The sequence below is a fragment of the Pseudomonas mucidolens genome (assembly GCF_900106045.1).
Lineage (GTDB): Bacteria > Pseudomonadota > Gammaproteobacteria > Pseudomonadales > Pseudomonadaceae > Aquipseudomonas > Aquipseudomonas mucidolens.
The window spans coordinates 1412106-1430993 of record NZ_LT629802.1; the positions used below are offsets into that span (position 1 = coordinate 1412106).

The 18888-nt window shown below is 57.7% G+C and carries 13 protein-coding genes, 4 tRNA genes and 1 pseudogene; 12 read left to right on the plus strand and 6 right to left on the minus strand.

Translation table 11 applies throughout. The annotated features are described in order from the left end of the window. Positions 1-548: 548 nt before the first annotated feature. The 3 genes from preA to hydA all read right to left on the minus strand — a co-directional run bounded on the left by preA (position 549) and on the right by hydA (position 4705). Complete coding sequence (preA, locus tag BLU75_RS06915) at positions 549-1823, minus strand: NAD-dependent dihydropyrimidine dehydrogenase subunit PreA (RefSeq protein WP_084379183.1); 1275 nt, start codon at positions 1821-1823, stop codon at positions 549-551. Continuing rightward, the gene (locus BLU75_RS06920) at positions 1824-3191 is read right to left on the minus strand and encodes an NAD(P)-dependent oxidoreductase (protein ID WP_084379182.1); all 1368 of its coding nucleotides are present in this window, start codon (positions 3189-3191) and stop codon (positions 1824-1826) included. 74 nt (positions 3192-3265) lie between these two features. Beyond that, entirely contained in the window at positions 3266-4705 is a 1440-nt protein-coding gene (hydA, locus tag BLU75_RS06925) for a dihydropyrimidinase (protein WP_084379181.1), read from the minus strand. Positions 4706-5303: 598 nt separating this feature from the next. Here hydA and BLU75_RS06930 point away from each other — a divergent pair. Further along, positions 5304-6792: pseudogene (locus tag BLU75_RS06930) on the plus strand (NCS1 family nucleobase:cation symporter-1). 29 nt (positions 6793-6821) lie between these two features. Next, complete coding sequence (locus BLU75_RS06935) at positions 6822-8105, plus strand: Zn-dependent hydrolase (RefSeq protein ID WP_084379180.1); 1284 nt, start codon at positions 6822-6824, stop codon at positions 8103-8105. Between the two features lie 92 nt (positions 8106-8197). On the opposite strand, the gene BLU75_RS27430 is transcribed toward BLU75_RS06935, so the two are convergent. Beyond that, positions 8198-8359, minus strand: coding sequence for a hypothetical protein (locus BLU75_RS27430; protein ID WP_165447420.1), 162 nt, complete (start codon positions 8357-8359; stop codon positions 8198-8200). Between the two features lie 211 nt (positions 8360-8570). On the opposite strand from BLU75_RS27430, the gene BLU75_RS06940 reads away from it, so the two are divergent. Next, a complete protein-coding gene (locus tag BLU75_RS06940; RefSeq protein ID WP_084379237.1) occupies positions 8571-9254 on the plus strand; it encodes a peptidase C39 family protein in 684 nt (227 codons plus the stop codon). A gap of 45 nt (positions 9255-9299) precedes the next feature. Here the strand turns inward: BLU75_RS06940 and pbpG are convergent, their stop codons facing one another. Both pbpG and folD read right to left on the minus strand, forming a co-directional pair. Continuing rightward, positions 9300-10232 (minus strand): D-alanyl-D-alanine endopeptidase, encoded by a 933-nt coding sequence (gene pbpG / locus BLU75_RS06945; protein ID WP_084379236.1) that lies wholly within the window; start codon positions 10230-10232, stop codon positions 9300-9302. 208 nt (positions 10233-10440) lie between these two features. After that, complete coding sequence (folD, locus tag BLU75_RS06950) at positions 10441-11295, minus strand: bifunctional methylenetetrahydrofolate dehydrogenase/methenyltetrahydrofolate cyclohydrolase FolD (protein ID WP_084379179.1); 855 nt, start codon at positions 11293-11295, stop codon at positions 10441-10443. A gap of 280 nt (positions 11296-11575) precedes the next feature. Between folD and BLU75_RS06955 the strand changes: the two genes are divergently transcribed. From BLU75_RS06955 to BLU75_RS06995, 9 genes are all read left to right on the plus strand, one after another. Next, a tRNA-Arg gene (locus tag BLU75_RS06955) sits at positions 11576-11652 on the plus strand. A gap of 32 nt (positions 11653-11684) precedes the next feature. Next, positions 11685-11760 (plus strand) — tRNA-His (locus BLU75_RS06960). A 59-nt stretch (positions 11761-11819) separates the two neighbouring features. After that, a tRNA-Leu gene (locus BLU75_RS06965) sits at positions 11820-11904 on the plus strand. Between the two features lie 79 nt (positions 11905-11983). Next, positions 11984-12059: transfer RNA gene (locus tag BLU75_RS06970), tRNA-His, on the plus strand. A 400-nt stretch (positions 12060-12459) separates the two neighbouring features. Continuing rightward, positions 12460-13770 (plus strand): trigger factor, encoded by a 1311-nt coding sequence (gene tig / locus BLU75_RS06975; RefSeq protein WP_084379178.1) that lies wholly within the window; start codon positions 12460-12462, stop codon positions 13768-13770. A 91-nt stretch (positions 13771-13861) separates the two neighbouring features. Beyond that, complete coding sequence (gene clpP, locus BLU75_RS06980; RefSeq protein WP_005789297.1) at positions 13862-14497, plus strand: ATP-dependent Clp endopeptidase proteolytic subunit ClpP; 636 nt, start codon at positions 13862-13864, stop codon at positions 14495-14497. A 112-nt stretch (positions 14498-14609) separates the two neighbouring features. Next, complete coding sequence (gene clpX / locus BLU75_RS06985) at positions 14610-15893, plus strand: ATP-dependent Clp protease ATP-binding subunit ClpX (protein WP_084379177.1); 1284 nt, start codon at positions 14610-14612, stop codon at positions 15891-15893. Between the two features lie 144 nt (positions 15894-16037). Next, positions 16038-18434 carry an endopeptidase La gene (lon, locus tag BLU75_RS06990; protein ID WP_084379176.1) on the plus strand — a complete coding sequence of 799 codons (2397 nt, stop codon included), beginning with the start codon at positions 16038-16040 and terminating at the stop codon, positions 18432-18434. A gap of 147 nt (positions 18435-18581) precedes the next feature. Continuing rightward, positions 18582-18854 (plus strand): HU family DNA-binding protein, encoded by a 273-nt coding sequence (locus BLU75_RS06995; protein WP_003174819.1) that lies wholly within the window; start codon positions 18582-18584, stop codon positions 18852-18854. Positions 18855-18888: the final 34 nt, after the last annotated feature.

Sequence of the window (18888 nt, forward strand, 5' to 3'; positions counted from 1 at the left end):
CATTGATTCGGGGGGCCGCCGCGACGGGCCATCCATGGCCCAACGCGGCTATCCCGGCATCCATGCCGGGATGCCCCCCGAATCAATATCGGACTCCGGCCAGCGTGGTTTAACGGGGCGCCTAAGATCAAAATCAAAAACAGAGCGAGGCGGCCTAGTAGCCGACCTGATCTTTTGCGAGCGTGCCTCCTCTCTGTAGGAGCGAGCTTGCTCGCGAAGATCGTTAACGATGACGCGGAAAATCTGACACCCCGAGGCGATCTCAGGTTTTTCGCGAGCAAGCTCGCTCCTACAGAAAGCGGCTCTGTTTTTGATCTTGATCTTAGGCGCCCGGTTAAACCACGCTGGCCGGAGAGAGGGCACACCGAGCCTGAGCGCGGTGCCGAGTGGTGGGGCAAGAGCCCTTTTGGTTACTTTGGGGCTTTTTTCCAAAGTGACTCGCTGTAAAAGCGAAACCAATAGCCGCCGTTACCGCAGCAATGGATATGTACCCCAACCCCACCCGACTGTTTTCTTCAAAAGCTGTTACGGGAACAATGCACGCTTGCTCACCCGGCCTCCCGGTACGGATTACGCGGATCCTGCGTCCAATTCAGAAACGGCTTACCCGTCTCTATCGGCACCATCTCAATACAATCCGCCACCGGGCAGGTGATCTGGCACAGGTTGCAGCCCACGCATTCATCATCGATCACTTCATATCTATGGGTTCCGTCCGCCAGTTTCAGGCTGGCAATCGCCTGGTGCGAGGTATCTTCACAGGCAATGTGGCAACGTCCACAGCCGACGCACGTTGCTTGATCAATCTTGGCGATGACCTGGTAGTTGATGTCCAGGTACTTCCAATCCGTGGTGTTGCCCACCGCGCGCCCGGAAAACTCCTGCAAGCTGCTGTAGCCGTGACTGTCCATCCAGCGCGACAGGCCATCTTTCATTTCCTCGACAATCCGGAATCCATGCAACATCGCCGCCGTGCACACCTGCACCGCGCCGCAACCCAGGGCGACGAATTCCGCGGCGTCACGCCAGTTGCCGATCCCGCCAATGCCGCAGATCGGCAGCCCTTGAGTCTGGGGATCACGGGCGATCTCCGCGACCATGTTCAAGGCGATCGGTTTGACTGCCGAACCGCAGTAGCCGCCGTGGGTACTCTGGGTGCCCACCACCGGTAGTGCGACCATGCGTTCCAGGTCGACGCTGGTGATCGAATTGATGGTGTTGATCAGCGACACCGCATCGGCGCCGCCGCGGTAGGCGGCACGCGCTGCAACGCGAATGTCGGTGATGTTGGGCGTAAGCTTGACGATTACCGGCAGCGAGCAATAGGTCTTGCACCAGCGCGTCACCTGTTCCACGTACTCGGGCACCTGGCCCACTGCCGCGCCCATCCCGCGTTCGGGCATGCCGTGGGGGCAGCCAAAATTCAGCTCGATGCCGTCGCAGCCAGTGGCCTCGACCAGGGGCAGGATGTTTTTCCACGACTCCTCGACACAAGGCATCATCAGCGACACGATCAAGGCGCGGTCCGGCCAGTCCTTTTTGACTTGGGTGATTTCCCGCAGGTTGATCTCCAGCGAGCGATCGGTAATCAGTTCGATGTTATTGATGCCCAGCACCTCCCGGTTGGCGCCGTAGTGCGCCGAATAACGTGACGACACGTTGACCGCCGCCGGGTCTTCACCCAGGGTTTTCCAGACGACGCCACCCCAGCCGGCTTCAAATGCGCGGACCACGTTGTAGGCCTTGTCGGTGGGTGGCGCCGAGGCCAGCCAGAAAGGATTGGGGGCTTTGATGCCGGCGAAGACAATCGAGAGATCGGCCATTTACGCAGCCTCCATATTGAGCATGAGTTGGGCGTGCATGGCCTCGGCGGCCAGTTTGCCGTGCTGGACGGCCTGGACGGTGAGGTCCTGGCCCAGGCTGACGCAATCTCCACCGGCATACACGCGGGGAATGCTGGTGCGCAGTTGCTCGTCGACAAAGATACGTTCGCCCTGGCGCTGCAGCTGATGGGCCAGCGGATCGTGCAGCGCATGGCTGTCGAGGCCTTGGCCGATGGCCTTGAAGATCGCGTCGGCGGCCAGTTCAAAGGTTTCGCCGGTGGTGTGCAGGCGAGCGTTTTCCATGCGCGTGCGGGCAAAGCGCATACCGCGCACACGGCCCTGGTCATCCAGCAGCACCGCCTCGGGTTGAGCCCAGGTCAGCAGACGCACTTGATTGGCTTTGGCGATGTCCTGCTCATGGCCGGTGGCGCCCATCTCGGCAAGGCCACGGCGGTACACCAGATTGACGTCACGGGCTCCCAGGCGAGCCATTTGCACCGCCATGTCGATAGCCGTGTTACCCGCGCCAAGCACGATGCAACGATCGGCCAGCGGCAATTGGCTGAGGTCGTCGGCCTGGCGCAGTTCACGGATGTAATCGGTGGCGGCGAGCAGTCCGGGAGCGTCTTCTTGAGGCAGACCCAATTGTTTGCTGGCGGCGAGGCCAAGACCGAGAAACACCGCATCGAATTGCTGGTGCAGGTCGCTCAAGCTCAGGTTGTCACCCAGGCGCTGTCCATGGCGGATTTCGATCCCGCCGATCTGCAGCAGGAAATCCAGTTCCTGCTGCGCGAAGTCATCCACCAGCTTGTATTTGGCGATCCCGTATTCATTCAGGCCACCGGCTTTTTCCCGTGCCTCGAAAATCACCACATCGTGCCCATGCAGGGCGCTGCGATGGGCACAGGACAGGCCGGCAGGCCCGGCGCCGACCACGGCAATGCGTTTGCCGGTGGGCGCGGCACGTTGGAAGGGATGCTCGGTGAAGTGGGCATTGTCTAGCGCATAGCGTTGCAACAGGCCGATCAGCACCGGGGCGCACTCTTGCGCATTGTTTCGCACGCAGGCTTGCTGGCAGAGAATCTCGGTCGGGCAGACCCGGGCGCAACTGCCGCCGAGGATATTAGCCGAAAGAATTTTCTGCGCCGCGCCCTGGACGTTTTCCGTGTGGATATTGCGGATGAACGAGGGGATATCAATTTCGCTGGGGCAAGCATTCACGCAAGGGGCGTCGTAGCAATACAGGCAGCGCGAGGCTTCCAGTTGCGCTTGCCGGGCGTTGAGCGGTGGCGCCAGATCGGTGAATTGAGTGGCGAGTGTCGCCGCATCCTCCGCGGGATGAGGAAGGTGGGTCAGGGTCTGGATCACGGTAATAGCCTCACGGTTATTGAGGTGCTGCCTCTGCTGGGCATTGGTTTTTTTGTTGCTCGCGAAGTGCGGTATCAGCGTTTCACTGCGACCGGTCTGGAAAGCTCCGCCTGCTTGCTCAACTGCTCGAACACCGATGGATACGCGGGGCGCTCCACATAGCGTCCGGCACCACGCTCGGCCCGCAGGTCGCCGTCGACCCAGACCAGCTTACCCTGGCTGATGGTATGGCTGGGCACGCCGCGCACGGTCTTGCCTTCGAAGATATTGAAGTCCACCTGCTGATGGTGGGTCTTGGCCGAGATGGTTCGTGTGCCCTGGGGATCCCACAGCACCAGGTCGGCATCCGCGCCTACCCGGATCGCTCCCTTGCGCGGGTAGAGGTTGAAGATCTTCGCGGTGTTGGTGGACGTCAGCGCGACAAATGCCTGCATCGACAAGCGGCCGGTGTTGACCCCTTCATCCCACAGCAGCGCCATACGGTCCTCGATGCCGGCGGTGCCGTTGGGAATCTTGCTGAAATCTTCGCGCCCGGCGGCTTTTTGCTCGGCGCAAAAACAGCAATGGTCGGTGGCGGTGGTGTGCAGGTTGCCCGATTGCAGGCCATGCCACAGCGCTTGCTGATGCCCCCGTGGACGGAACGGTGGGCTCATCACATAGCCGGCGGCGGTTTGCCAATCGGGGTGCTGATAGACGCTGTCGTCCAGCAGCAAATGTCCAGCCAATACTTCGCCGTAAACGTGCTGACCCTTGCTCCGGGCGTAAGTGATTTCGTCGAGCGCCTCCCGGGTGGAAACGTGGACCAGATACAGCGGTGTGCCAATGGTTTCGGCAATCCGGATCGCTCGGCTGGCCGCTTCGCCTTCCACTTGTGACGGGCGCGACAGCGGGTGCGCCTCGGGGCCGGTGATGCCCTGGGCCATCAGTTTGCGTTGCAGGTGATAGACCAGCTCGCCGTTTTCGGCATGCACGGTGGGCACCGCGCCCAGTTCCAGGCAGCGCTCGAAACTGGCGACCAGCGTGTCATCGGCCGCCATGATCGCGTTCTTGTACGCCATGAAATGCTTGAAGCTGTTGATGCCGTGATGGCTCACCAGTTCGGCCATTTCCTCGCGTACCTGTTCGCTCCACCAGGTGATTGCCACATGAAAGCCGTAATCGGCGGCGGACTTTTCAGCCCAGCCGCGCCACTGATGAAAGGCCTCCAGCAAGGATTGCTGCGGGTTGGGAATCACGAAATCAATGATCGACGTGGTGCCCCCGGCCAGTCCGGCCGCCGTGCCGCTGAAGAAGTCTTCGCTGGCCACGGTGCCCATGAAGGGCAGTTGCATATGCGTGTGGGGATCGATGCCGCCCGGCATCAAATATTGACCGCTGCCATCGAGCACCTCGGTGCCGGCGGGAATCTCCAGGTCAATGCCAATAGCGCGAATTAGACCGCCCGCGCACAGCACATCGGCTCGATAACTTTCATCATGGGTTATAACGGTGGCGCCACGGATCAACAACGACATGCCGAGTTCCTCGCAGGCTTGACCGGCTTATGCCAGTTCTAAGTTGTAGTGCTGCTCACTGCAGGTGAATTAATTCCTGTCAGTGGTGACAGGAATAGAAACTAGCCCGAGTTTTTAGAATGAGCAAGAATATTTTTTATAAGCTTGTTTATGTTTTATCTTGTTGATTTATAAGGGTAAAAACATAAAATCACCAAAATTAAGCACGCGCTCACCATTTTGACGCACTTGACAGGTTCTCAACATGAGCAACATTTCTTATTGCAAATCAGACGCTTGAGACCTGCCTCTTGACGGGAGCGGTAAATAAAAATAATTGTGTTGCACCAGATTGAGTCCTGAGGGGTCGGACAACTTTCGCGTTATTTGGCCTGAGTAACGCTGCAAGTACCCAAGGGCTTTTCGGTTGAGCTAATAAAGCTGATTAACATCAGCAAGTTATATGTGCGGTAGGGGCGCGGTGGCTGTTTGCGGCACGGTTATTGAGTGCAGTGGCGGCGGGCCGGGTCCGTGATGTCATGTTGTCAATGCGGTACTCCGGCCATCCTGCGTTTAACGCCGGATGAGCACAATAATTCGAAAAAACCGTGGAGCGGCCATGCAACAGAACAGATCGCAAGTCCTAGAACGCGACGGCCTGTATGAACTTGACGCCGGCGCCGACGTCCTCGACAGTCCCCGCTACAATCACGACATCGCGCCGAGCAAGGTGCATGAGCGAACCTGGAACAAGTGGCATATCACGGCGTTGTGGGTCGGCATGTCGATCTGCGTGCCGACCTACACCTTGGGGGGCGTGCTTACGGCCTACTTTGGGCTGTCGGTAGGCGAGGCGCTGATGGCGATCCTGTTGGCCAACATCGTGGTGTTGATTCCTCTGACGCTTAATGCATTTCCCGGTACCAAGTACGGAATTCCGTTCCCGGTGTTGCTGCGTTCGTCCTTCGGCATCCTTGGCTCTAACGTGCCTTGCCTGATTCGCGCGCTCGTGGCGTGTGGCTGGTTCGGTATCCAGACGATGTTCGGTGGCCTGGCGATCCACCTGTTTCTCGGCTCGATTTTCGAAGGTTGGAAGGTGCTGGGTGGCACCGGTGAAGTGATCGGTTTCATGATCTTCTGGGTGCTCAACCTGTGGGTGGTACTGCGAGGTGCCGAGTCGATCAAATGGCTGGAAACCCTGTCGGCACCGTTGCTGGTGGCGGTGGGCATCGGGCTGTTGGTGTGGGCGATGCCCAACGTGTCGATCAGCGAGTTGATGGCGATCCCGGCAAACCGTCCTGAAGGGGCGAGCCTCACCGGTTACTTCATGGCCGGTCTCACCGCGATGGTGGGGTTCTGGGCCACTTTGTCATTGAATATTCCCGACTTCAGCCGCTACGCCAAAAGCCAGAAGGACCAGATACTCGGGCAGATTTTCGGCCTGCCGCTGACGATGTTCCTGTTCGCCGCACTTGGCGTGATCATGACCGCCGCTTCGGTGAAACTGGTTGGCGTCAGCGTCTCCGATCCGGTGACCCTGATCGGTCATATCCAGAGCCCGACCTGGGTGGCGGTAGCGATGGCGTTGATCATCATCGCGACCTTGTCCACCAACACGGCCGCGAATATCGTCTCGCCCACCAACGACTTCCAGAACATCGCGCCCAAGCTGATCAACCGCACCACGGCGGTGATGCTCACAGGCCTTGTGGGGTTGGCGCTGATGGCGCATGAGTTGCTGAAAAAAACTCGGCCTGATCGTCTCCGAGGTCAGCCTGGAGTCCGTCTATTCCAACTGGTTGCTGGGTTATTCGAGCCTGCTGGGGCCGATTGCCGGGATCATGGTGGTGGATTACTTCCTGGTCCGCCGCCAGCAACTGGACCTTGCCGGCCTGTACCGCGATGACATCTATCCGGCGTGGAACGTAGCAGGTTTTATTGCCTTCGGCGTACCGGTGGTGTTGACGTTGCTGTCCCTGGGCAGTGACGCATTCAGCTGGTTCTACAGCTACGGCTGGTTCACCGGTTCGGCGCTGGGCGGAGTCTTGTATTACGGCCTGAGCATGAAGCGCGGGACCCGTGCGCTGGCGGTCAAAGCGCCGCAATAATTTATAAAAACAGCCTGAGGAGATTACCCATGAACGCTGTCACAGACGTCCTGCAATCCACTCATCAGTACATCAATCGTGACCGCTTGTGGCAGTCACTGATGGACTTGGCCCGGCTCGGCGCCACGCCCAAGGGCGGTGTCTGTCGCCTGGCGCTGACGGATCTCGACCGCCAGGCCCGCGACGTGTTTGTGAAGTGGTGCGAGGAGGCTGGCTGCACCGTGACCGTCGACGGCGTCGGCAATATCTTCGCCCGGCGCCCTGGGCGTCATCCAGAACTGCCGCCGGTGATGACGGGCAGCCACATCGACACTCAACCCACGGGTGGTAAATTCGATGGTTGCTTTGGGGTTCTGGCGGGTGTTGAAGTACTGCGTACGCTGAACGATCTCGGAATTGAAACCGAGGCACCGCTGGAAGTGGTGGTATGGACCAACGAAGAAGGCTCGCGCTTCCCGCCGTGCATGATGGGCTCCGGCGTCTTTGCCGAAAAGTTCACCCTGGAAGATACCCTGGCCAAGACCGACGCCGATGGCGTGACGGTCGGCGATGCGCTCAATGCCATTGGCTATGCCGGGACGCGGCCCGTGAGCGGGCATAAGGTTGGCGCCTATTTCGAGGCGCATATTGAACAAGGTCCGATTCTGGAGGATGAGAAAAAAACCATTGGCGTGGTGCTTGGTGCGCTTGGCCAGAAGTGGTTCGACCTGACGTTGCGCGGTGTTGAAGCGCATGCCGGCCCGACGCCTATGCACTTGCGCAAGGATGCCTTGGTGGGTGCCGCTGCGGTGGTTGCGGCGGTCAACGCCGCAGCTCTCGGGCATCAGCCCCATGCGTGCGGTACCGTGGGGTGCCTGCAAGCCTATCCCGGCTCGCGAAACGTCATCCCGGGCGAGGTGCGCATGACCCTGGATTTTCGTCATCTGGAACCGGCGCGGCTGGATTCGATGATTGCCCAGGTGCGCAAGGTGATCGAAGACACCTGCACCCGACATGGCCTGACCTTTGAAATGTTGCCCACCGCCGATTTTCCGCCGCTGTATTTCGACACGGGTTGCGTCGACGCGGTACGCGATGCGGCCAATGGCCTGGGTTTATCGAATATGGACATTGTCAGCGGAGCGGGGCACGACGCAATCTTCGTCGCCGAATTGGGTCCGGCCGGCATGATCTTTGTACCGTGCGAGGGCGGTATCAGCCATAACGAAATCGAAAACGCCGCGCCGGATGACCTGGCGGCGGGGTGTGCGGTGTTGTTGCGGGCGATGGTGGCCGCGTCGGCCGCGATTGCCAGTGGCAAACTGGCTGCCTGAGGTTCACGGGATGCCGCGAGAACACTCGTGGCATCCCGTCAGCCTATCGGCCGGCAGGATGGTGTGAAATCAACGGTTTGCCGAGACGATTGCTAGGCATGGTGTACGGCTGCTTTATGCGACTTGGCGGGTTCCGCGGGCCTGGCCTGGGGATGATAATGCCGGCGAGTGATACGCAGGACTCCCCACAACATGGCACCGGCAACGGACAGCCAGCCACAGATCAAGAGAAAAATCGTTGTCGTCAGGCTCATAAGTGCCTCCTTTCGCCCCGTACCGGGCACACACAGTCTTCTCAATGGACAGTCTAGCCCCCGGGTGGTTGCGTGCTATGGACCAATGGTCGAAAGGTGCAACTTGTTTGCTCTAATGCGGGCCTTTTACTGGGGGTCAAGGCTATACCCACGCCCCGCAGCACCCTATGATCGGAACCCCAGACGGCAGATGATCAAAGAGAGTGAAGAATTGCGCTTACGGCCGAAGGTTAGAACATCCTTGTTGGCAGTTGCCTGCGCCCTCGGACTGGCAGCCTGCGCCGGGCCGCAGGCCACGCACATCCGCAGCTTGCCCGAGCGTGTCGAACTCACCGGTGTGCCGGCGTTTCGCGGCGACACCTATCAGGGTGGTCCTGCGACGTTGGCCAGCATGTTGTCCCAACAAGGCATCGTGATTACCCCGGGTTTGCTGGAAAAGCCACTGCGTTTGCCGCAGGCGCAAGCCGATCTTGAACGCAATATGCAAGGTTTGGCGCGGGAATACGGAATGCTGGTGTATCCGTTGGAGGCCAGATTGCCCGCGTTGTTGGCGCAAGTGGCAGCGGGGTATCCGGTGATGGTGCGTATTACCGAGGGCTCGACGCTCTGGGCCGAACCGCGCTATGCGGTATTGGTTGGCTTCAATCAGCGCAAACATACCCTGCTGTTACGGGTGGGAAGGGAGCGGCGGCACTTGATGGAGTTCGGTGACTTCGAGTCCGCCTGGAAAGACGCCGGGCAGTGGGCGGTGCTGGTTCAGCGTCCGAACCAGTTACCCGCAGACGTCAATCCGCAGAAATGGCAACAGGCCGCTGACGCTACGGCCCGTGCAGGCCAGGAACGGGCTGCGGCCCAGGCGCTCAAGGTGATGGCCGATAAAACGGCCAAGCCCTGAAACGGCGGCGCTCAAGGGCTGGTGTCGGGCCGTAGCCGCTTTGAATCAACGCGATTCGGAAGCCTGGACCACACTTTTCTGACGGCCCTTGAGGTTTTTGTCAGCCTTGTATTGCAACGCCACGTCCGGAACCGCACCGCTCTTGCCGGTCTCGATCCACTTGCGAATGCGGCTGGCGTCCGCGAAGTGGGTATATTTGCCAAACGCATCCAGGATGACCAGCGATACTGGACGGTTGCCCATTTGGGTGACCAGAACCAGGCAATGGCCGGCCTGGTTGGTGAAGCCGGTTTTGGTCAGCTTGATGTCCCAGTTGGCGCGATTGACCAGGTGATCGGTGTTGGAGAACCCCAAGGTGTAGTTGGGCTTGCGGAAAGCCACGGTTTTCTCCTTGGTGGTGCTCAACTGCGTCAGCATCGGGTATTTGCGTGCGGCCTGGACCAACTTGCTCAGATCTCGCGCGGTCGACACGTTATGGGTCGACAGCCCGGTGGGTTCGACGTAGCGGGTGCTGGTCATGCCCAGGGCCTTGGCCTTGGCGTTCATCGCCGCGATGAAGGCGGCATAGCCGCCTGGATAGTGGTGGGCCAGACTTGCGGCCGCGCGGTTTTCCGAGGACATCAAGGTAATCAGCAGCATTTCTTTGCGCGGCATCTCACTGTTGAGCCGTACCCGTGAAAACACCCCTTTCATTTCCGGCGTGTCGCTGATGTTGATCGAGATGTATTCGTCCATGTTCTGTTTGGCGTCCAGCACCACCATGCCGGTCATCAGCTTGGTCACCGAGGCGATGGGCACGACCACGTCCGGATTGCTGGAATAAATAACCTTGTTGGTTTGCAGATCCACCAGCATCGCACTGCCGGAGGCGATGTGCAGTTGCGAGGGATCGCGTGGCGCGAGGGTGGTTTCGCTGGCGTTTGCAAAGGTGCCGGTGACGACAAGAAACAGGCTGACGAGAGAAAGACGAATTTTCACGCGGATGAACTCGCTAAAAAAGTAAAGATGTACCGTTTTGCAACGGCCTTGATGAAAAATCACGTTACGTATTATCAGTATGGATCAAAAATTATCGAATGTGCTTCCAGAACCAGACGAAAGCCCTTAAAAACAAAGAAAAAACCAGTTTTCTTCAGGCAATAAAAAGCCCCGCCATAAGGCAGGGCTCTTTTAGTCCGGCGGGTTATCAGCCGTGCAGGGTTTCTGCCGCGTACAAGGTGTTTTCCAGCAGGCAGGCACGGGTCATCGGGCCTACGCCACCTGGCACCGGTGTGATCCAGCCGGCGCGGGGCAGGGCGGTTTCGTAGACGACGTCGCCCACCAGCTTGCCGTCGTCCTGACGGTTGATGCCCACGTCGATGACGATCGCGCCTTGCTTGATCCACTCACCTTTGACCAGGCCAGGTTTACCGGCAGCCACCACCACCAGGTCGGCGCGACCAACATGGCCGGCCAGATCCTTGGTGAAGCGGTGGGTGACAGTCACGGTGCAGCCGGCCAGTAGCAATTCCATGGCCATCGGACGACCGACGATGTTGGACGCGCCAACGACCACGGCATCCAGGCCGTAAAGATCGACACCGGTGCTCTCCAGCAGGGTCATGATGCCCTTCGGGGTGCAGGGGCGCAGCAGCGGGATACGCTGGGCCAGACGACCGACGTTATAAGGATGGAAGCCGTCGACGTCTTTGTCCGGACGAATGCGCTCCAGCAGCTTGGACGCATCCAGGTGTTCCGGCAGCGGCAACTGCAGGAGTATGCCGTCGATATTCGGGTCGTCGTTGAGGTTGTCGATCAGATCGGCAAGGGCCTGTTGCGTGGTATCGGAAGGCAAGTCGTAGGCCTTGGAAATAAAGCCGACCTCTTCGCAGTCTTTACGCTTGTGCGAGACATAAACCTGAGAGGCAGGATCGCTGCCGACCAGGATCACCGCAAGCCCCGGCGTGCGCAGGCCTTGCTGGCGACGCTCGGCGACACGTTTGGCGATCTGCTGGCGCAGGCTGGCGGCGATTGATTTGCCGTCGATAAGTTGTGCAGTCATTACGCGTGATTAACCATCGAGAGGGGGAAGAAAAGTGCGCGCATTCTCGCACGCCAGGACGTGAGGGCAAAGGCGCTTGGTCTGCAAATTCCCCTAACCCCTTAAATAAAATGAATTTTTTTCAAAAAAGATTTGACGGCCTTTGGGGGCGTCTATACTATTCGTCGCACTTGTCGGGCACAGCCTAGCACTGGTTAAGAAGGTCGAGCGCAATAGTTGTATTGTTGTGTAAGGCTGGAAGCATTTAGTTTGTAGTCCTTCAAGGGTACAGATTAATAAGGCGCCCGTAGCTCAGCTGGATAGAGCATCCGCCTTCTAAGCGGATGGTCGCAGGTTCGAGTCCTGCCGGGTGCGCCATTAGGCAGCTTTGGCACGAGTAGCGCAAGATGGTGGGCGTAGCTCAGTTGGTAGAGCACGGGATTGTGACTCCCGTTGTCGAGGGTTCGATCCCCTTCGTCCACCCCATATTTCAAAAAGGCGCCAGATTTAACGGTCTGGCGCCTTTGCTTTAACAGCTTCAAGCCGCGGATGTGGTGGAATTGGTAGACACACTGGATTTAGGTTCCAGCGCCGCGAGGCGTAAGAGTTCGAGTCTCTTCATCCGCACCAATTAAAGCGTCACTCATTGCCTGTTGGCAGGATTGGGGCTCGACAAAGAGCTTGTTTGGCTTCTTTGTTACGCAATATGGTGGGCGTAGCTCAGTTGGTAGAGCACGGGATTGTGACTCCCGTTGTCGAGGGTTCGATCCCCTTCGTCCACCCCATATTTCGAAAGGCGCCAGATTTAACAGTCTGGCGCCTTTTTTGTTTTAGCGGTTTGAGTATTCAGCGGCTGCAGGTTTTGGGTCGCGGGGCAGGGCGTTTCGTCGTATATATGTTTCTCGATGATGCCGCGCTGCCCGTCGAGTTTGTTACGAGGTCGGCTGCCGGGGAGATGATTGGTGACCTCTTCTATATATAGAAGGGTTGGCGCAGGGCCCTGGCGTGATTGGCTGTATTTGCCACCGGGGCGAAGGGTATTTGTGCATTTGCCCCTATAAATTGCCTGCTGTTTGTTTACCCGTTTTCAGTAGGGTGACTTCTTGAGTTTGACCCACTAGAATGCATGCCCTTGATTCTGGGGTCGGAAACGGCCGGCTAACGTCTGTGCAACGAGGAATATCCATGCAAGTTTCTGTTGAAAATACTTCTGCTCTTGAGCGCCGCATGAGCATCACCGTGCCGGCGGAGCGCATCGAGACTCAGGTCAACAAGCGTCTGCAGCAGACTGCCCAAAAGGCCAAGATCGCTGGTTTCCGTCCAGGCAAAGTGCCGATGAGCGAAATCAAGCGCCGCTTTGGTGCTGACGCACGTCAGGAAGCTGTAGGCGACGTCATCCAGGCTTCTTTCTACGAAGCTGTTGTCGAGCAGAAGCTGAACCCGGCGGGTTCTCCTTCGATCGAGCCTAAATCCCTGGAAGCTGGCAAGGACCTGGAATACGTTGCCGTATTCGAAGTGTTCCCTGAGTTCGAAGTTGCCGGTTTCGACGGTATCGCTATCGAGCGCCTGAGCGCCGATGTTGCTGATGCCGACCTGGACAACATGCTGGAAGTCCTGCGCAAGCAGAACACCCGTTTTGAAGTGACTGATCGCGCTGCTCAGAACGAAGACCAGTTGAACATCGATTTCGTGGGCAAGGTTGACGGCGAAGTCTTCGCTGGCGGCTCGGCCCAGGGCACTCAGCTGGTGCTGGGTTCCAACCGCATGATCCCGGGTTTCGAAGACGGTCTGGTTGGCGCCAAGGCCGGCGAAGAGCGCGTTCTGAACCTGACTTTCCCGGCTGACTATCAGAACCTGGACCTGGCCGGCAAGGCCGCCGAGTTCACCGTCACCGTCAACACTGTTTCCGAGCCTAAGCTGCCTGAGCTGAACGAAGAGTTCTTCGCCCAGTTCGGTATCAAGGAAACCGGCATCGAAGGCTTCCGCACCGAAGTTCGCAAGAACATGGAGCGCGAGCTGCGTCAGGCGATCAAGTCCAAGGTCAAGAACCAGGTCATGGACGGTCTGCTGGCCGCCAACCCGATCGAAGTGCCGAAGGCGCTGCTGTCCAACGAAGTGGATCGTCTGCGCGTACAAGCTGTTCAGCAGTTCGGTGGCAACATCAAACCTGATCAACTGCCGGCCGAGCTGTTCGAAGAGCAAGCCAAGCGCCGTGTCGTGCTGGGCCTGATCGTGGCGGAAGTGGTCAAGCAGTTCGACCTCAAGCCTGACGAAGATCGCGTTCGCGAAATGATTCAGGAAATGGCTTCGGCTTACCAGGAGCCTGAGCAGGTCGTGGCTTGGTACTACAAGAATGACCAGCAGCTGAACGAAGTGCGTTCGGTTGTGCTGGAAGAACAAGTTGTAGATACTGTTCTGCAGAAGGCTAAGGTGACCGATAAAGCGGTCTCTTACGAAGAAGCAGTCAAGCCGGCGGAAGCAGCACAAGCCGACTGATTGTCCAACTCGTTGGAAATACAACCATAAGCCAGCCTCGCGCTGGTTTATGCGTTTTCAAGACATGACTATTTGGGAGTAACTGCAGAACATGTTCCGTAATTCCTATATTCAGCAGAACTCTGATATCCAGGCCGCAGGCGGCCTGGTCCCGATGGTTGTCGAGCAATCTGCTCGTGGCGAGCGCGCCTATGACATCTACTCGCGCCTTCTCAAGGAGCGAGTCATCTTTCTGGTCGGCCCTGTAGAAGACTACATGGCCAACCTGATCTGCGCGCAACTGCTGTTCCTTGAAGCGGAAAACCCGGACAAGGACATCCATCTCTATATCAACTCCCCGGGCGGTTCGGTGACAGCGGGTATGTCGATCTACGACACCATGCAGTTCATCAAGCCAAACGTGTCGACTACCTGTATCGGCCAGGCATGCAGCATGGGTGCGTTCCTGCTGACCGCCGGCGCCGAGGGCAAGCGTTTCTGCCTGCCTAATTCGCGAGTGATGATTCACCAGCCACTGGGCGGTTTCCAGGGCCAGGCGTCGGATATCGAAATTCACGCCAAGGAAATCCTGTTTATTCGCGAGCGTCTCAACACGCTGATGGCCAAGCACAGTGGGCACACCCTGGAAGAAATCGAGCGCGATACCAACCGTGACAATTTCATGAGTGCAGAAGCCGCGCGTGAGTACGGGTTGATCGACGCTGTAATCGAAAAGCGTCCTGCTTAATATAAGCAGCTCAAAATAGGGCTGGTCGGCGGGGCCGATCACCTGCGGGCTTGAAAAAGCCCGCATAAGCCTTCATCTTGTGTTGCAAGCCTATCGGATTTGGATCGAACGAATGACTGACACCCGCAACGGCGAGGACAACGGCAAGCTGCTCTATTGCTCCTTCTGTGGCAAAAGCCAGCATGAAGTACGCAAATTGATTGCCGGCCCCTCGGTCTTTATCTGCGACGAGTGCGTCGACCTGTGCAATGACATCATCCGTGAGGAGGTGCAGGAAGCCCAGGCCGAAAGCAGCGCGCATAAATTGCCTTCGCCTAAAGAAATCAGCGGCATCCTTGATCAGTATGTGATTGGTCAAGAGCGTGCGAAAAAGGTTCTGGCCGTAGCGGTGTACAACCACTACAAGCGCTTGAACCAGCGTGACAAAAAGAATGACGACGTCGAGCTCGGCAAAAGTAACATTCTGCTGATCGGTCCTACAGGCTCGGGTAAAACCCTGCTTGCGGAAACCCTCGCTCGCCTGTTGAACGTTCCCTTCACCATCGCCGACGCAACCACCCTCACCGAGGCGGGTTATGTAGGTGAGGACGTTGAGAACATCATTCAGAAGCTGCTGCAAAAATGCGATTACGACGTAGAGAAGGCCCAGATGGGTATCGTCTACATCGATGAAATCGACAAGATTTCGCGTAAATCGGATAACCCGTCGATTACCCGGGACGTTTCCGGTGAAGGCGTGCAACAAGCTCTGTTGAAGCTGATTGAAGGCACGGTTGCGTCTGTACCGCCACAAGGCGGCCGCAAGCATCCGCAGCAGGAATTCCTTCAGGTTGATACGCGTAACATCCTGTTTATCTGTGGCGGTGCGTTCTCCGGCCTGGAAAAGGTTATTCAAAACCGTTCCACCCGTGGCGGCATCGGTTTCAGTGCAGAAGTGCGCAGCAAGGAAGAAGGCAAGAAGGTTGGTGACTCCTTGCGTGAAGTCGAGCCTGACGATTTGGTCAAGTTCGGTCTGATCCCTGAGTTTGTCGGCCGCCTGCCGGTCCTGGCGACGTTGGACGAGTTGGATGAGGCTGCGTTGATGCAGATCCTTACCGAGCCGAAAAACGCCCTGACCAAGCAATATGCCAAGTTGTTCGAGATGGAAGGCGTGGACCTCGAGTTCCGCGCTGACGCGCTCAAGTCGGTGGCCAAGCGTGCGCTGGAGCGCAAGACTGGCGCACGAGGCTTGCGTTCGATTCTCGAAGGCGTGCTGCTCGACACCATGTACGAGATCCCGTCGCAATCCGACGTGAGTAAAGTGGTGATCGACGAAAGCGTCATAGAAGGCAAGTCCAAGCCACTGTACATCTACGAAAACAGTGAGCCGGCAGCCAAGGCGGCACCAGACGCGTAAGCGTTTTGCTGCTGAAATAAACCAAGGGGCCTCAGGGCCCCTTTGTTTTTACTCGTGTTTACTGTTCGCATCATGCTTGTTTTTTTTGCGTGCAGCCCCCATCTTGGTTTCAAGCGTACTTTCATCTGTCATCGAGGCGAAATCATGAAGACAACCATTGAATTGCCTCTCCTGCCATTGCGTGATGTCGTTGTGTATCCGCACATGGTTATCCCGCTGTTCGTGGGGCGCGAGAAGTCTATCGAAGCCCTCGAGGCCGCGATGACGGGCGACAAGCAGATCCTGCTGTTGGCCCAGAGAAACCCTGCTGATGATGATCCTGGCGAAGACGCCCTGTATCGTGTCGGCACCATTGCCACTGTTCTGCAACTGCTCAAGCTGCCGGATGGCACCGTCAAGGTGCTGGTCGAGGGTGAGCAGCGCGGCGCCGTAGAGCGCTTCATGGAAGTGGATGGTCACCTGCGCGCGGAAGTGGCCTTGATCGACGAAGTCGACGCGCCTGAACGCGAGTCGGAAGTTTTTGTTCGCAGCCTGCTTTCGCAGTTCGAGCAATACGTACAACTGGGCAAAAAAGTCCCGGCTGAAGTCCTGTCCTCCCTCAACAGCATTGATGAGCCAAGCCGCCTGGTCGACACCATGGCCGCGCACATGGCGCTGAAAATCGAGCAGAAACAGGACATTCTCGAGATTATCGATTTGTCTGCCCGGGTCGAGCACGTCCTGGCGTTGCTGGATGCTGAAATCGACCTGTTACAGGTTGAAAAGCGTATTCGTGGTCGCGTTAAAAAGCAGATGGAGCGCAGCCAGCGCGAGTACTACTTGAATGAGCAGATGAAGGCCATTCAGAAAGAGTTGGGCGACAGCGAGGAAGGTCATAACGAAATCGAAGAGCTGAAAAAGCGCATCGATACCGCCGGCCTGCCGAAAGACGCGCTGGCCAAGGCCACCGCTGAGCTGAACAAACTCAAGCAAATGTCCCCGATGTCGGCTGAGGCCACCGTGGTTCGTTCCTACATCGACTGGCTGGTGCAGGTGCCGTGGAAGGCTCAGACTAAAGTGCGTCTGGACCTCGCTCGGGCAGAAGACATTCTCGACGCCGATCACTACGGTCTTGAAGAGGTCAAGGATCGCATCCTCGAATACCTCGCCGTGCAAAAGCGCGTGAAGAAGATTCGTGGCCCGGTGTTGTGCCTGGTCGGTCCGCCTGGTGTGGGTAAAACCTCGCTGGCGGAGTCCATTGCCAACGCCACAAACCGTAAATTCGTGCGCATGGCCCTCGGTGGCGTACGTGATGAAGCGGAAATTCGTGGTCATCGCCGGACGTACATCGGTTCGATGCCAGGAAGATTGATTCAAAAGATGACGAAGGTGGGTGTACGCAACCCGCTGTTCCTGCTCGATGAAATCGACAAAATGGGCAGTGACATGCGTGGCGATCCGGCTTCCGCATTGCTGGAAGTGCTCGATCCGGAACAGAACCACAATTTCAACGACCATTACCTGGAAGTCGACTACGACCTGTCCGACGTAATGTTCCTGTGCACCTCCAACTCGATGAATATTCCACCAGCTCTGCTGGACCGGATGGAGGTGATTCGTCTGCCGGGCTACACCGAAGACGAGAAGATCAACATCGCCGTCAAGTACCTCGCACCCAAGCAGATTTCGGCCAATGGCCTGAAGAAGGGCGAGATCGAATTCGAGGTCGAGGCCATCCGCGACATCATTCGTTATTACACTCGCGAGGCCGGTGTACGGGGCCTTGAGCGTCAATTGGCGAAGATTTGCCGCAAAGTGGTGAAGGAGCATTCGCTGGAAAAACGCTTCTGCGTGAAGGTCGCCGCAGACTCCCTCGAGCATTTCCTGGGCGTGCGTAAATTCCGTTACGGGCTGGCTGAGGCGCAAGATCAGGTTGGCCAGGTCACGGGACTTGCCTGGACCCAGGTGGGTGGCGAGTTGCTGACCATCGAAGCGGTGGTGATTCCGGGCAAGGGCCAGTTGATCAAGACCGGTTCGCTGGGTGACGTGATGGTTGAGTCGATTACTGCCGCGCAGACCGTGGTGCGCAGTCGCGCCAGGAGCCTGGGGATCCCCCTGGACTTCCATGAGAAGCACGACACGCATATCCACATGCCAGAAGGGGCGACCCCGAAAGATGGCCCTAGCGCTGGCGTAGGCATGTGCACGGCACTGGTATCAGCGCTGACCGGCATTCCGGTGCGCGCCGATGTCGCCATGACCGGGGAAATTACCCTGCGTGGGCAGGTGCTGGCCATTGGCGGCCTGAAAGAGAAATTGCTCGCGGCGCACCGTGGTGGTATCAAGACGGTGATCATTCCTGAAGAGAATGTGCGCGATCTGAAGGAAATTCCTGACAACATCAAGCAAGATCTGCAGATTAAACCGGTTAAATGGATTGACGAGGTCCTGCAAATTGCGCTGCAATACGCGCCGGAGCCCTTGCCGGATGTGGTTTCCGAGATAGTTGCAAAGGATGAAAAGCGCGAGACTGACTCTAAGGAAAGAATTAGCACGCATTAATACGTTTAAGCCGGGTGGCTTCCTTGACAGATTTTTAGAGCCCTTGTTATAAAGCGGCTCTTAAGTGCCTGTAGGCCATTCAGCACTGATTTTTGCTTTCACCAAAAAACTTAGAATCATACTCAAATAGATATAAGGGGACTTAGAGTGAACAAGTCGGAACTGATTGATGCTATCGCTGCATCTGCTGATATCCCGAAAGCTGCTGCTGGCCGTGCGCTGGACGCAGTAATCGAATCCGTCACTGGCGCTCTCAAGGCCGGCGACTCCGTGGTACTGGTTGGTTTCGGTACTTTCTCTGTGACCGACCGCCCAGCTCGCACTGGCCGTAACCCGCAGACTGGCAAGGCGCTGCAAATCGCCGCAGCCAAAAAACCAGGTTTCAAAGCTGGTAAAGCCCTGAAAGAAGCTGTGAACTAAGCTTCGTTCAAGCCTTTGCCTGCCCAGGTCACAC